This window comes from Comamonas sp. CAH-2 (assembly GCF_009668305.1).
GTDB classification, from domain to species: domain Bacteria; phylum Pseudomonadota; class Gammaproteobacteria; order Burkholderiales; family Burkholderiaceae_C; genus Comamonas; species Comamonas aquatica.
The window spans coordinates 96,837-110,507 of the sequence record NZ_VSWF01000001.1 but is presented as its reverse complement, the minus strand read 5'-3'; the positions used below and the strand labels follow the sequence as shown (position 1 = coordinate 110,507).

Annotated in this window: 13 protein-coding genes; 5 read left to right on the top strand and 8 right to left on the bottom strand. The window is 56.2% G+C overall.

What is annotated here, in order from left to right:
* Window positions 1-110 precede the first annotated feature (110 nt).
* Window positions 111-605 (bottom strand): GNAT family N-acetyltransferase, encoded by a 495-nt coding sequence (locus tag FYM52_RS00520; protein WP_154162660.1) that lies wholly within the window; start codon window positions 603-605, stop codon window positions 111-113.
* Between the two features lie 247 nt (window positions 606-852).
* Complete coding sequence (locus FYM52_RS00515) at window positions 853-2,487, bottom strand: EAL domain-containing protein (protein WP_154162659.1); 1,635 nt, start codon at window positions 2,485-2,487, stop codon at window positions 853-855.
* A 710-nt stretch (window positions 2,488-3,197) separates the two neighbouring features.
* On the opposite strand from FYM52_RS00515, the gene FYM52_RS19145 reads away from it, so the two are divergent.
* From FYM52_RS19145 to FYM52_RS00495, 4 genes are all read left to right on the top strand, one after another.
* Window positions 3,198-3,590: an HNH endonuclease gene (locus tag FYM52_RS19145; RefSeq protein WP_154162888.1), complete on the top strand. Its 393-nt coding sequence runs from the start codon at window positions 3,198-3,200 to the stop codon at window positions 3,588-3,590.
* Window positions 3,554-3,829 (top strand): hypothetical protein, encoded by a 276-nt coding sequence (locus FYM52_RS00505; protein ID WP_154162658.1) that lies wholly within the window; start codon window positions 3,554-3,556, stop codon window positions 3,827-3,829. The genes FYM52_RS19145 and FYM52_RS00505 overlap by 37 nt, the downstream gene beginning before the upstream one ends.
* A gap of 73 nt (window positions 3,830-3,902) precedes the next feature.
* Window positions 3,903-4,865, top strand: coding sequence for a hypothetical protein (locus FYM52_RS00500; RefSeq protein WP_154162657.1), 963 nt, complete (start codon window positions 3,903-3,905; stop codon window positions 4,863-4,865).
* A gap of 410 nt (window positions 4,866-5,275) precedes the next feature.
* Entirely contained in the window at window positions 5,276-5,482 is a 207-nt protein-coding gene (locus tag FYM52_RS00495; RefSeq protein ID WP_154162656.1) for a hypothetical protein, read from the top strand.
* An 87-nt stretch (window positions 5,483-5,569) separates the two neighbouring features.
* Here the strand turns inward: FYM52_RS00495 and FYM52_RS00490 are convergent, their stop codons facing one another.
* Window positions 5,570-5,779 (bottom strand): hypothetical protein, encoded by a 210-nt coding sequence (locus tag FYM52_RS00490; RefSeq protein ID WP_162524608.1) that lies wholly within the window; start codon window positions 5,777-5,779, stop codon window positions 5,570-5,572.
* Window positions 5,780-5,915: 136 nt separating this feature from the next.
* Between FYM52_RS00490 and FYM52_RS00485 the strand changes: the two genes are divergently transcribed.
* Window positions 5,916-6,251: a hypothetical protein gene (locus FYM52_RS00485; protein WP_154162655.1), complete on the top strand. Its 336-nt coding sequence runs from the start codon at window positions 5,916-5,918 to the stop codon at window positions 6,249-6,251.
* A 3-nt stretch (window positions 6,252-6,254) separates the two neighbouring features.
* Here FYM52_RS00485 and FYM52_RS00480 read toward each other — a convergent pair whose 3' ends face one another.
* From FYM52_RS00480 to edd, 5 genes are all read right to left on the bottom strand, one after another.
* Window positions 6,255-6,515: a hypothetical protein gene (locus FYM52_RS00480; RefSeq protein ID WP_043385071.1), complete on the bottom strand. Its 261-nt coding sequence runs from the start codon at window positions 6,513-6,515 to the stop codon at window positions 6,255-6,257.
* Window positions 6,516-7,078: 563 nt separating this feature from the next.
* Entirely contained in the window at window positions 7,079-8,611 is a 1,533-nt protein-coding gene (locus tag FYM52_RS00470; RefSeq protein ID WP_154162887.1) for an aspartate aminotransferase family protein, read from the bottom strand.
* A gap of 2 nt (window positions 8,612-8,613) precedes the next feature.
* Window positions 8,614-9,987: a diaminobutyrate--2-oxoglutarate transaminase gene (locus FYM52_RS00465; RefSeq protein WP_154162653.1), complete on the bottom strand. Its 1,374-nt coding sequence runs from the start codon at window positions 9,985-9,987 to the stop codon at window positions 8,614-8,616.
* Between the two features lie 1,141 nt (window positions 9,988-11,128).
* Entirely contained in the window at window positions 11,129-11,770 is a 642-nt protein-coding gene (locus FYM52_RS00460) for a bifunctional 4-hydroxy-2-oxoglutarate aldolase/2-dehydro-3-deoxy-phosphogluconate aldolase (RefSeq protein ID WP_154162652.1), read from the bottom strand.
* A complete protein-coding gene (gene edd, locus FYM52_RS00455; RefSeq protein ID WP_154162651.1) occupies window positions 11,752-13,581 on the bottom strand; it encodes a phosphogluconate dehydratase in 1,830 nt (609 codons plus the stop codon). Before edd ends, FYM52_RS00460 begins: the two co-directional genes overlap by 19 nt.
* Window positions 13,582-13,671 lie beyond the last annotated feature (90 nt).

Below are 13,671 nucleotides of genomic sequence, written 5' to 3'. Positions count from 1 at the left end.
GCGGTTGCATGCACGTCAAAAAGCCCCGCAGTGCGGGGCTTTTTTGCGCCTGCTGCTGTCGGCCAGCCACAGCCAGTCCATACGGTTTCCAGAAAGCAAGGTGGCCGACTTCAGACGCGCTCTGACGGACCTGGCTTGCCGGCCGCATACAGGCGAAAACGCAGAAAACGAGCCCCTTCAATCTCAACTTCGCCGTCAGGCTGAAAGCCCAGCCTAAAAATCCCTTTGATTCTGGTCCTTGATGGTGGAAGCAAAATTGTGATGGACTCCAACCCCAGCCTGGTAAAGGCACGCTCAGCGATCTCAAGATAAATCGCCTTGCCACTTCCCCAAAAATCAGGATGCAGCACCAGCGCCAGGTCCGCATCGCCGTCCTCGTGCTGCAAGCCACCCCAACCCGCAAATTGCTGATCAATCAGGAATGCCCATGGACCATAACCATGCTGCTGCCACTGTGCGTCCTTTTGCTGGACCCATTCCTTGGCCTTCGCCAGGTCGAAATTTGCACTTCCAAGCGGCATTTGCCTCAGCACATCGGGATGGTTGTTGAGCGAAACGATGTCCATCAGGTCGACTTCGGTCAGGCGCTTGAACTCCAGAGTCATGTTTAAACTAAAAATTGTTGTCTAAAACCCAGCACATCAAAGCGATGATGGGCCGCTTCACCTGAGAGCCAATCGCGCCCACTCGCACCATACTCAACAGGCATGCATCACCAGCACCGGGCACGGCCATAGAAAAAGCCCAGCTGGGTCGCGGATGTGGTGCACTGACAGCTAAATGCTACAAGCGGTCCTTGAAACGATTGAAATGTTCTGGGAACCAGTGCCGGCAGCAAAACCATTCAGCGTGTTATGTGGTGATGCAGTCTTGGGCATGCCCGCCACTGGCCAAAACGGCCCCTAATTGAACTGGATCGGACGATTTTTCCGTCTTTGCTACGTACTCGACGAACTCCGTAAACGTCAACGGCTTGGCGAAGAGATAGCCCTGGGCGTATTGAACGCCTCGCCGCTCCAGAAAGCAGCGCTGCTCCTCCGTTTCCACCCCCTCGGCAATCATCTCCAAATTCAGCGACCTCGCCATCTCAATGATGTGAGAGGCAACGTGGCTGGTTGCTGCATCGCCGCCTATTGTGTCAATGAAGGATTTATCAATTTTGAGGTAGTCGAGATGGAAATTCTCCAGGTAGGACAAACTGGAGTAGCCGGTACCGAAGTCATCAATCGCGATTTTTACGTCGAGAGCGTGAATGTCACCAATGATGCGCTGTGCAACGTCTGCCTGCATAAAGCCACGCTCAGTCGCTTCAATCATCAGGTTGTGAGGTTTGACATCCATTTTGCGGATGAGGTCGCATACAAGATGCACTGTCTCGGCCTTCATCAAGTCCTTGGATGACAAATTGATCCCGATGTGCAAATGGGGATGCTCTTTGAGAAAGCACGCCGTATCCTGAGCAACGAGCCGGAAAACCTCCTTCGTTATGTCGTGGATCAGTCCTGACTCTTCAGCCTCCGGGACGAAAACGTCTGGTCTCACCATCGTGCCATCGTGTCGTCGCCAACGAATCAGCGCTTCCGCTCCCACACATTTGCCCCCCCGCAACTCAACGACAGGCTGATAAACCAGAAAGAACTCGCGCCGCCTCAGGCCAACCCTGATCAAGGCTTTGGTGGACATCTGGGATCGCGTCACATAGATGACCGCGATTGCAAGGATCAGACCAGCTCCAACACCCGCAGGAACCATCAGCATCGCAGCATGTTCCAAACCTTCAGATACCGTCGATTGTTCGATTGCTGCGAAGGAAGCGAAGGTATACCTTGAAGAGTGCTTTAACGCGACCAGATATCGACCACTTTCGGCCGTCGCGCTACCGTGAACGTCTATCCACCTCGGATTGAAATCGCCACGGGTCACCAGAGGCGTCTTTGTTGGCCCAAAAAATACGCCCATGGAAACATCTGGCGTGTTGACCAAAAGCGCTTGATCGGCATCGATCAAGGCGGTGTAGCCGGTTGACGTGTCGGTTGAAGCAAGGAAGGTCTTGCTCGTCACATTGTCGAATCGAACCGAAGTGCGAACCTCAGAGCCAAGAGGACTTCGGTAGCTAGGCGGGCCGAGCGGAATACCCTTGCTTGTTGCATTGTGTTGTCCAAACGAACTGCAGACCATGTAGTTGTTTTCTACATAGCCTACGGCTTTCAGCTGCCCCATCTGCAAGGCAATGCGACGCATCAACTGGATGTTCTGCCTCGAACAGGGGGCGGTCGCTTTAGCCGCCTTCATCAAGCTGAACATTTCGAAGGTCTCGTCGGCCATCAGGTCCATCCGCCGCAGGACTTCACTGGCAGCTCTATCTACCCGACGCTGCTGTTCAGCGAGGTTTTGTTTTTTAGCCCAGTTCAGAGAGGCCGCGATGGGTACCGCAATCGCGAGGACTCCTACAACTATGCCGACCCCAATGACGATCCGCTTGTACAAGGGCCCTCCCCTCAGATCCCGTTTCTGGACGTAACCAGAGTTTTTTATAACACCGAACCAGGCGATACGGCTCCAGTCAAACCCAGGAAAAACTGACCAGATCGACCGCGACAACAATGTCTTGACAACCGAAGTGTGAATCAATTTTCTGAAGGTTGATGGCTTTTGCACACAACCGCCTTTGCTCCAGTTTCAACCCGCGCGCAGTAACGCAGGGTTAATGGACTTAATCATGCATGTCCGCTCCTTTTGTGGCCGGGAGGGCGACGGATACACACCCGCAAGGGGAAGAAATCTGCCTGTCTGTTTGCAGGTTCTTAACCTCCCTGCCGCCTCATTGAAGTGCGTAAGAACGCTTCGATGGGGCTTCGAATCTCAAACAGGAGGACGTCATGTCGCAAGCCACCACAGGCACGTCCGTTGCCATCACAGCCCTTAGCTATTAAATCTTCAAATCTTTGAAAATTTGATAGCTGCTAGCGCTTTCTGGATAAGCTCTAGCAGCACTTTTCACCGAATTCCCAACAAGTCTTGCAGACGTCAATGCGATGCATAAAAACTCACTTGTTCGGCTTGCGAAACCGACCGCACTGGAATAATTCCATGCACAACCGTATTTCCCAAAGGGGCGGTGCCTTGTAGTCTCCCAAGTGGGACTCCTGGAACAGCACAACCAACCTGCTACGGCAGGTTCATTTGTGTTTTTTCAGATGTATCCACTACAGACCCTTCGCAAATCAGCATTCAAAGCCCAAAACGGTTGCTGCTTTTACTGCAGCCTGCCTATGTGGGAAAACAACGATCAAGCTGCTTTTGCCTGTCGATTCAAAATTCCCAAGAAATTGACACCATGGTGCCAAAGCACTGCGGAGCATTTGCGCGCGCAGCAAGATGGCGGCAAGGATGTGCGCGAGAACATTGCCGCAGCGTGCAGATTCTGTAATACAAAACGCCACCAAGGGCGTACAGACCGCGCCCCCAGCCCCGAGCAGTACAGAGCACGCATTCAAAGACTTGTTGCACAGGGCAAGTGGCACCCTGCATTGCCGGCGCTTACTGCCAGCGGATGGCCATCACCAATGCGCCTAACCCACAGGCGGTAATGCCCAACGCTGTCAGCACATGCGCCAACGCAAGGCGGTGGGTCACCCGCCCCCTCGGCGCTGCCGCTGGCCTGCGTGGGGCCGGTCAGGCGCGCATCCAGCGCGGCCAGATAACTGTCGCGCCGCGTGGTGAGCTGTTCGTTGATGAGGTGGCGGTAGATACCCATGCGCCGATGGTCGGCGGGGTGCTGCGAACAATCCATGCGAACGGTTCGCAAAATTCGTTCGCAGCCTTCTAGCGTTTATGCATCAACGGAAAGAACAATCAAATTGATAGCAAAGTTAATATAACTAAAAAGACAAGAGGGAACCATGGACAAGTATTACGCAATGGCTGCTGAGTACTTCAATGAAGTAGAAGGCCGCAGCCTATATCCCAACATTCTCAGCATCCACTGGGCGATTTGGGCCATCAGTATCAGCGGGTTCGGCCACACGATCTTCCGATTTGCCTTCGACGCAGCCATGTTCCAGCCGATAAAAGTCGGCTTTGCCGAACTTATTAGCTGGGAGATCGCATTCATTGGCTCTGCTCTTGCCCTGCATCTTTACAAAAGCAGAAAACTGCTTGAAAGCGCACCAGGTCAATCAAGCGCTGAAGACAAGTCACTCTTGGAAAAAGAAAAGCTCTTGAAAACTGACGTTCTGGCAAAAATCTGCAAAAAGAAACCCACGCAGTTTGCAGCGACAGCGAAAGAAATTTCTGATCTCCTTGCCTATGAGAAGGCCAGCCGCACAATCCTCGACATCGATGTGCAAGACTTCCTTCGCGCCATCTACAACCCTGACTCCAAGGCCCGGATTCTTTCGCTTTTTCTAGCCTTTATCGCACTGCTGGTGACTTTGCTCAAGGGCTCAGAGCTAGCGCCTCTGCCTGACCTGATTGCGGAAATTCATAAAAAAGGCGGTCCAATCGTATTCAGTGTGCTGATGCTTATTGACGTCATCTACGTCTTTGTCATCTTTGGCGGCATCATTCTTGGAATCAGACAGGCTGTGTTCATGCTTTCACTTTGGGCCAGCAAGCTTGGCTGGGGGCAAGCAAGCAGCCGTACCATGCTCAATCACATGCTGCGCGACTTGGTCATGCTGCACGCTCCTGAAGAAGCTACAGATCTAAGCAAGAGCGAAGAAAAAGCTGTTCTTGAACCAGACAAGGCGCTCCAACCTACCTCAACAGCGCCCAAGCTGCGCACTCACTGGGCCGTTTCAGGAGTATTGCTCTGTGGGATGCTGGCTTGTGTTTGGTGCAAGAGCGCCAACCGAGAGAAATAAAAAGCCCCTGCCAGACAACGCCAGCAGGGGCTTTTTCACGTTCAAAAATTCAAGCTCGGCCACCTTGTTCATGCCCAGGCGGGGCCCCTCCACACCCACCGCGCTGGATGAAGTGCTGGCCACCATGGCCCGCCAGGACCGTCGCCGCAGCGCCGTGCTGAACGCTATTGAAAAAAGAGCTGCCGCCCCCACACACTCCGCTTCCACGGCGGCTGGGGCGCGGTCATGCCCTACCGCATCACCGCAAAAACCGAAGCGGCCTCCAAAGCCCCATCAGCCTGACCACGATCGCGACAGATTGAACGGTGTAAATGGAAACAACGGGTATCAGCGCGACGGTTTCGTAAAAACTCAAACTACTGGCACACTAGCCCGAATTCATTTTTTGATGAATATGAAGAAGGGTCCACGTGGCAGCAGCAAAAAACGGCGCTAAATCAGCTAGCGGTTCCGCATCGAAAAAACCGTGGACGCAGCCGGTCAAGCAGCAGGTAAAAACCGTGATGCCCGAAGGAGTCAAAATCCAAGTGCATCAGCGGCAAACTCCACCAGCCAGCTACCGCATCTGTAACGGCACGACTGTCGAGCTCTACCAGCCCAAAACTTGGGGTCGATGAACAAAAAACCCGCTTTAAGCGGGTTTTTTGCTTATGGCAAGCCCAAAAACAAGAAAGCCAGCATAACGCTGGCTTTTATTTTTGCGCTTACTGGGGCAGCGCCACACCCAGCTTCGCAAGCTTGGATGCGATCACATCGCGCCGACGGGCTGCCTTGGCAGCAGTCTCACTCACCGACTTGATCACGCCAGGGCCCTTGGAGGATGACGTCAGGATGAGCGCCGCTTTTTTGGCAGCGTCAGCAGCCACCTTTTTGTAGCTGGCGATGAGTTCAGCGTGTGCAATTGGTTGATTCACAGAAATTCCATATTTAAGAAAAGACCCATTGTTGCCTAAAATGCAGATTTTCGGCACCCAGCCCGCAATTTGCGGGCTTTTAAATTTACAGGGCCAAAAACTTAACCCTGCGCACCGCTAAAGCCGGAGACGATTTATGCATGCCCACGACCCATTCAAAACCACCAGGCCGCACGCCAAGGGAGTGCGCCGCTCCGCCATCCACGTCGAAGACCTGGAGGTAGCCGACGATCCCCCGCCACAAAAGCGCAGCATGGGCCCTGGCCGCTACGACGAGTTGTTCGCGTCCATGAAGCCCGGCCAGTGCTTCAAGTGCGAACCCGAGCACACCGGCGCGATCGGCAACGCCCTGCGCCACTGGATCAAGCGCAAGCGCAAAAAGAACCTGGCCGTCAAAGCGGACAGCCACTACCCAGGTTGCAAAGAAAACTTGGGGCGCGTTTGGCTGCTCAGCACCAAAGAGCCAAGCTGAGCGTCAGGCGCTGAGCGGCACGCGCGTGCCGTCCTTGTCGATCATGGCATCCCCCTCGGTCGACAGCACCAGCGGCACGCCCAGGAACTCCTGCTCCCAGCCGTCGCCCTTCTTGAAGTTCATGGTGTCGTTGACCAGCTTGCGCGTAGCCGCTAGCGAATCCAGCGTGACCTGGGTCAGTTCAAACCGCTGGGGGTATGCGTTGTCATTTGCTTTCCAGTGCTCACGCAGGGCACTGACCATGGAGTCGTAGATATTGGACATGCCCTAAGTCTACGCCCTCACCCACCCAGAAAGCACACCCGGCACCGCGCCGCGTGGACTTTGCTTTTCACCTTCACTCCGGAGACCTTCACATGCGTATGCTCATCAAAGCACTGCTGCCGCTGCTTGCTGTACTCAAAGACAACGCCTACGAAGATGAGCCTTTTGGCCAAGAAATTGCCGCAGCCAACAAAGGGTGAAAAAACGATAAAAAAAAATCACGCCCCTTGCAAGCAATCGCTCTTCAAGTGAGACAACGAAAAATTCAGACATCTGCAACACCTGTTAATGCTGCTTTGCAGTCTTTCGACAGACACTTGCAACAAGTTTTTTACAGTTGCCTTCATCGCCAAATACAGATGGAGCGCATATCGCATGGAAATTCAACAACTAATGATCAAATTTCTACTGAAGCGCCAAGAATTATTGGTGCACGTAAAACAATTTATTTTTTACAATTTTACAAACAATAATTAACACAATATCAAATCTTAATAAATTGCTTTGCAAATATTTTTTACGCCTTAAAAAAGAGCTCCGCAGAGCCCTTTATTTATTATCAATTAGTCGATCGCTGGTTGATAAGTCCCATCAGCAATAGGTTTTTTGATGCGATCAGCCTCACGGAGTACCTGTGCCAGCAATTGCTGCACGTTTTCCAGTGTAGCAATCGGGCTCAAGGTGGTCATCTTCAACGATTGCATTTGCCCCACTTTGGTCACGCCAATATTGGCTTCACCGCGTGCAAACAATTCGTCGGCCACGTTTTGGTTCAGCGTATCCAGCAGTTCGGCGGGGTAGCCTTGGGGCACCACGCGGAACAAGACGGATGCAAACTGCGGCGCCACCAGCAGTTCCAAACCATCGGTAGTCTTGATGTGATCAGCCACCGCACGCGTCAGCGTCACGCCGTGGTCAATCATGGAGCCATAGAGTTCTTCACCCAAAGCCTCAATCGTCATCCACAACTTCAGCGCATCAAAGCGGCGCGTGGTTTGCAGCGATTTGGACACCAGATTCGGCACGCCATGCTCTTCGTCGTAAGCCGAGTTCAGATACTCCGCCTCGTAGTGCATGAAGCGGTAGTTCGCTTCGTCTTTGAGCAAGAACGCACCACACGAGATGCTCTGGAAGAAATGCTTGTGAAAGTCCAGCGTGATCGAGTCGGCCAGCTCCAAGCCTGCCAACAGATCGCGGTGCTGCTGCGAAAGAATCAACGCACCACCCCAGGCCGCATCCACGTGCATCCACGCGTCATATTGCGCGCTGATGGCACGCACTTGCGGCAGCGGGTCAATGGCACCCGCATCGGTCGTGCCCGCAGTGGCCACCACGCACGCCACCATCTTGCCTTCGGCTTGCAGGCCCGCCATGGTGTGTGCCAGCGCATCCATGTCCATGCGTGCATCCCCATCCACCGGTACCGTCACCACGGACTGAAAGCCCATGCCCATCATGGCCATGTTCTTTTGCACGGAAAAGTGCGCATTTTCTGAACAGATGACTTTGACGTTGCGAAGAGCCTCCGCAGGAATGCCGTCGCGCTGTACCGACCAAGGCTGGCCGTGCGCATCCTTCCAGTGCTTGGCAATGCAGGCATCGCGCGCCAGCAGCACGCCCATCAGGTTGGACTGGGTGCCGCCTGAGGTAAAGACACCGGCATTCCCTGCGCCATAGCCCACTTTCCCACGCAGCCAGTTGATGAGCTGCACTTCCATCAACGAACCTGCCGGGCTTTGGTCCCACGAGTCCATGGACTGGTTGGTGGCGTTGATCAGCACCTCGGCAACTTGGCTGGCCACCATCGTCGGGCAGTGCAAATGCGCGAGCGAATGGGGGTGGTGCACTTTCAGGCTTTTGCTCAGAAAAAGCTCCACCATGCGCTGCAGCGCGGGCTGCACGCCCATGCCTTCTTTAGAGGGGTTAAACGCAATCGCACGGCGCAGCTCTTGGATGCTGCCGCCCGTGTACATCTTGTCGTTTTGCAGCCAAGCAGCCACGGCCTGTGTGGCTTGCGCCATGGCCTGTGTGTAGTCGCCAATCGATGCTGCATCGTTGCACAGCAGTGCTTGGCGGTGTTGAGAAAAATCCACCATGTTTATGCGCCTCGCACCGCCACCAGCGCTTGAGCCAATGCATGCTTGAAGCGCACCAGGACCTCTTCGCACTCGGCCTGCGTAATGATCAATGGGCACAGCAAACGAATCACCGTGCCATTGCGCCCGCCCTTTTCTAGCAGCAACTGGTTGTTAAAGCATGCCGTTTGAATGGCCGCTGCCAGCTTGGCATCGGCAGGCAAGGAACCCATGTGGTCAGGGGACTGGCTCTCGTCCACAATTTCAATACCCAGCATGAGGCCACGACCACGCACATTCCCAATGCAGGGGAATTCCGTCGCCATTTTCTTCAGTTCGGCTTGCAGGAAATCGCCACGCTCTTGGGCGTTTTGAGCCAGGTTTTGATCACGAATCGCCTTCAATGTGGCAATGCCTGTGCCCATGGCCATTTGGTTGCCGCGGAACGTGCCGGTGTGGCCTGCAGGCTGCCATGCATCGAACTTGCGCTTAATGCCCAGCACCGCCAGTGGCAAGCTACCACCCACGGCTTTGGACATGACGATGACGTCAGGCTCAATGCCCGCATGCTCAAACGCAAACATCTTGCCCGAGCGTGCAAAGCCTGCTTGCACCTCGTCCAAGATCAATACGATGCCGTGCTTTTCGGTCACTTCGCGGATTTTTTTCAGCCACTTGGTGGGGGCCACCACCACACCGCCTTCGCCTTGGATGGCTTCCAAAATCACTGCCGCAGGCTTGGTCACGCCGCTTTCTACGTCTTCGATAAAGTTTTCGAAGTAATAGGTCAAGGCATCGACGCCTGCTTCACCGCCAATACCCAGTGGGCAGCGGTATTCATGGGGGTAAGGCATGAATTGCACGCCGGGCATCAAGCCATGCACCGCATTTTTGGCAGACAGATTGCCCGTCATGGCCAAAGCGCCATGCGTCATGCCGTGGTAACCGCCGGAAAAACTAATCACCGAGCTGCGGCCGGTAAAGGTCTTGGCCAGTTTGATGGCGGCTTCAGTTCCATCCGCGCCCGATGGGCCACAAAACTGCAGGCAATATGCGTCTTTGCCGCCGGGCAATTGTTCCAGCAAGGCTTCGGTGAACGCGTCTTTGAGGGGCGTCGTCAAATCCAGCGTATGCAAGGGCAACCCGCTGGCCAGCGTGGTTTGAATGCTTTCAATCACTGCGGGATGGTTGTGCCCCAAGGCCAAAGTCCCCGCGCCTGCCAGGCAGTCCAGATACTCCGTACCCTCCACGTCCGTCACCCAGCAGCCGTGGGCTTTGGCAATAGCCAGCGGCAGTTTGCGTGGATAACTACGCACATTCGACTCCATCTGGTTTTGGCGCGCCAAATAATATTCGTTGGTGGATCGAGAAGTTGTTTCTACTAGTGCAAGGTTCATATCGAGTTACCATCCATGATATGGTTTAAAAATTAAGTCTTTGATATTGATATCGTGGACTTGGCGTGTTTGATCTGTCAGACGGTTTATTTATTTAAAACCGTTAAAAATAAAGATAATTGATGAAAAATCATAATTTTTCACATAGTTTCAAAGCCATCAATAAAAATTCAGGCATGAAATAAATCCTGTCATCATTATTTTCAAATAAAGATAATGGCTGATATAGAGTCGCATCACCATATTGATGCGACTTTGACGGACTGTTCACAGGTAGCTGCAGCCGCAATCACCGCGGGCATTCAAGGGCAGCAAAGCACACAACACGGGCACCGTGTAGCGTGCAGGCTAGCGATCTTGGAATCGTGGGGAATGTGGGGCTAGAGCGTGCACGACAGGCTTGCAGACCCTCCGTGCGCGTTTGCATGCGAACGCAGCCAAGGCGTTGCGCAGACATGCATCCCGCTATAGCAGCAATGGGATGCCAACAGGCGCTTTGGAGGGGAGTCGGCTGCAGAGGTAAACAGTGGGCGATACTTCACCCGCCTCAACGGCAGGATCGCCGCAGACCCATCGTGCGCAGTCGGGGGGGCGCAGTTAGCGGGAGTGCGCCAGCTTGCCTTGCAGTGGCAATAGGCGTGCAACATGGGTGCGAATGCACCACAGCATTGCTGTGTTGGACGTCACAAAGTCAATACCCAGCGTCGTGGGTGCACGAGTCTGCATAAGCAACAAGATAAATACAGCTTCCAAAAAGGATAGCTAACTACCAAATTCAGACCTAAATTTCGCGGCATTCTACACAAATTGCCAGATTTCACTAGGGCGCGTGGTAATCCCCCCGCCAAACCAGTGTCTTGAGAAGTAGAGGGTTCACAAGGAGAGTCTCTAGTAAGAAGAAGTGCGGAATCTCAGGCTTGGAGTCACATCGAACTGAAGAGGCCTGATATGAAAGGGTTGAGTCGCCCAGCTTTTCCTAAACAGCTTTCGGGCAATGAGCAGCTCGCTGAAGAAGCCTTGGTTCAATGAGTGCCCTGAGCATCAGCAGGCATTCACATTTGTGAGCTCAAGGACTCCAACCCGGCTAATGCAGTCAGCTAGCGACAGCAGAACGATTAAGCCTATCGGGCCTAGCAATAACTCACAGTGTGCGCAAAGCTACTGCCTCGCGGGCCAGCGCGGTGATGCTGCTCCAATCGCCCTGCTCTATCGCCTCAATCGGTACCAGCCAAGATCCACCCACGCAGACAACGTTCTTCAGAACCAGGAACTCCCGTGCATTGCTTGGTGAAATACCGCCCGTGGGGCAAAAGCGCACATCGCCGAACGGCCCCTGCCAGGCTTTGAGCATGGCCGAGCCACCGGCCTGCACGGCGGGAAAGAATTTCAGTTCGTTGAAACCATCGGCCTGGGCGGCCATGATTTCGCCGCTGGTGGCCACTCCGGGCAACAGCGGCAGCCGGAGCTCCTGGCAGGCCCGGCCCAGCGCACTGGTATAGCCCGGACTCACCACGAAACGCGCACCCGCATTCGCACAGGCCTGCGCATCGCCCGCGCTGCGCACTGTGCCGGCGCCCACAATGGCCTCCGGCACCGCACGCGCAATCGCCTCGATGCAGGACAGGCCCTGGGGCGTGCGCAATGTGACTTCCAGCACACGCACCCCGCCCGCGACCAGGGCCTGGGCCATGGGTACGGCATGGGCCGGGTCGTTCAGCACGATGACCGGAATGACAGGGCCATCCTGCATCAGCTCCAAGGCGGTCAGTCGTTGTTGATCCATGTGCAGGCTCCCTCTTCTGCGCTGAGCGCATGGCGCCGGAATCCGGCAAACAGTTCACGGCCGAATCCCCGGCAATTGGCCTGCCGCAATGCCTGCGGCAGGGTGGCAGCGGTGCGCTGCTGCCATTGTTCTTCGCTCACCAGCACAGCCAGCGTGCCGGCCACGGCGTCCAGGCGCACCAGATCGCCGTCACGCAGGCGTGCCAGCGGACCGCCCACACAGGCTTCGGGTGAGACATGGATGGCAGCGGGCACCTTGCCCGATGCGCCGCTCATGCGGCCGTCGGTCACCAGGGCCACCTGGTAGCCCTTGCCCTGGAGCACGGCCAGCGGTGGCGTGAGCTTGTGCAGCTCGGGCATGCCGTTGGCGCGCGGCCCCTGCCAGCGCACGACGCAAACCACATCGCGGTCCAGCTCGCCGACCTTGAAGGCCTGCTGCAAATCGTCCTGCGAATCGAACACGCGCGCGGGCGCCTCGATCACATGGCGGTCCTCCGGCACGGCGCTGACCTTGATCACGCTACGCCCCAGGTTGCCGGACAGCAGCTTCAAGCCGCCGGTGGCACTGAACGGTGCACTGGCAGGACGCAGCACGGACAGGTCGCCGGACACGGCGGCCTCGTGCCATGCCAACTGCCCGGCCTGCACGGTGGGAATGCAGGCAAACGCCTTCAGGCCCGGCCCGCGCACGGTCAGCACATCGCCATGCATCAGCCCGGCCTGGAGCAGCTGACCAATCACATAGCCCGGCCCGCCTGCGGCCTGAAACTGGTTCACATCGGCGCTGCCATTGGGATAGACGCGCACCAGCAGCGGCACGACCGCCGACAGATCGGAAAAATCGTCCCAGTCGATGGTGATGCCCGCCGCACGCGCCACCGCCACCCAGTGGATCAGGTGGTTGGTCGACCCGCCCGTGGCCAGCAGGGCCACCATGGCATTGACGATGCAGCGCTCGTCCACCACATGGCCGATGGGTGCGAAGCGCCGGTTCTTGGTGATGTCCAGCACCGTACGCATGGCTTCGCGGGTGAGCAGTTCACGCTGGTCATCGCCTGGGTTGATGAAGGCCGTGCCCGGCACATGCAGCCCCATGGCTTCCAGCAGCATCTGGTTGCTGTTGGCGGTGCCGTAGAAGGTGCAGGTCCCCTCGCCGTGGTAGGCAGCCGATTCTGCAGCCAGCAGCTCTTTGCGACCCACCAGACCCTGGGCCGCCTGCTCCCGGACCTTGGCCTTGTCGCCATTGGACAGGCCTGATGTCATGGGACCCGCCGGCACAAAAACCGTCGGCAGGTGGCCAAAATGCAGGGCGCCGATCAACAGCCCCGGAACAATCTTGTCGCAGACACCGAGCATCAGCGCCGCATCGAACACATCGTGGGACAGCGCGATGGCCGCGCCCATGGCAATGGCATCCCGGCTGAACAGACTCAGCTCCATGCCCAGTGCCCCCTGGGTCACGCCATCGCACATCGCGGGCACGCCGCCCGCCACCTGGGCCGTGGCACCCAGTCTGCGGGCCTCGTCCTTGAGGACCTCCGGATAATGTGCCAGCGGCGCATGGGCCGACAGCACGTCGTTGTAGGCCGTGACGATGGCGACGTTGGGCGCCTTTTCCTCCACGATGCGGATGCGGTCACGGCCGGGAATGCCGGCAAAGGCATGGGCCACATTGGCACAGCCCATGGATTGGGCGCCTGGCGGCCTGGCGGCCATAGCGTCCACCTGTTCAAGGTAGGCGGCGCGCGACGCGGCGCTGCGCGCACGGATGCGGCGCGTGACCTGGTCGACGATGGGGTGGATAGTGCTCATGCGTGGTTCCTGCGATGCGCTCGTGGCGCCTCTTCTCTCGTTCATGGGGCGTCCAGGACACGGCCCCCTGCCGTGTCCCGGAACACCCGG

Bases quoted from the DNA above. Each gene is read 5' to 3' on its own strand.
- FYM52_RS00520 (WP_154162660.1), bottom strand. From the start codon at position 605: ATGACTCTGGAGTTCAAGCGCCTGACCGAAGTCGACCTGATGGACATC.
- edd (WP_154162651.1), bottom strand. From the start codon at position 13,581: ATGAGCACTATCCACCCCATCGTCGACCAGGTCACGCGCCGCATCCGT.
- FYM52_RS00505 (WP_154162658.1), top strand. From the start codon at position 3,554: ATGGCCATCACCAATGCGCCTAACCCACAGGCGGTAATGCCCAACGCT.
- FYM52_RS00480 (WP_043385071.1), bottom strand. From the start codon at position 6,515: ATGTCCAATATCTACGACTCCATGGTCAGTGCCCTGCGTGAGCACTGG.
- FYM52_RS00460 (WP_154162652.1), bottom strand. From the start codon at position 11,770: ATGGATCAACAACGACTGACCGCCTTGGAGCTGATGCAGGATGGCCCT.
- FYM52_RS00465 (WP_154162653.1), bottom strand. From the start codon at position 9,987: ATGAACCTTGCACTAGTAGAAACAACTTCTCGATCCACCAACGAATAT.
- FYM52_RS19145 (WP_154162888.1), top strand. From the start codon at position 3,198: ATGTATCCACTACAGACCCTTCGCAAATCAGCATTCAAAGCCCAAAAC.
- FYM52_RS00470 (WP_154162887.1), bottom strand. From the start codon at position 8,611: ATGGTGGATTTTTCTCAACACCGCCAAGCACTGCTGTGCAACGATGCA.
- FYM52_RS00500 (WP_154162657.1), top strand. From the start codon at position 3,903: ATGGACAAGTATTACGCAATGGCTGCTGAGTACTTCAATGAAGTAGAA.
- FYM52_RS00485 (WP_154162655.1), top strand. From the start codon at position 5,916: ATGCATGCCCACGACCCATTCAAAACCACCAGGCCGCACGCCAAGGGA.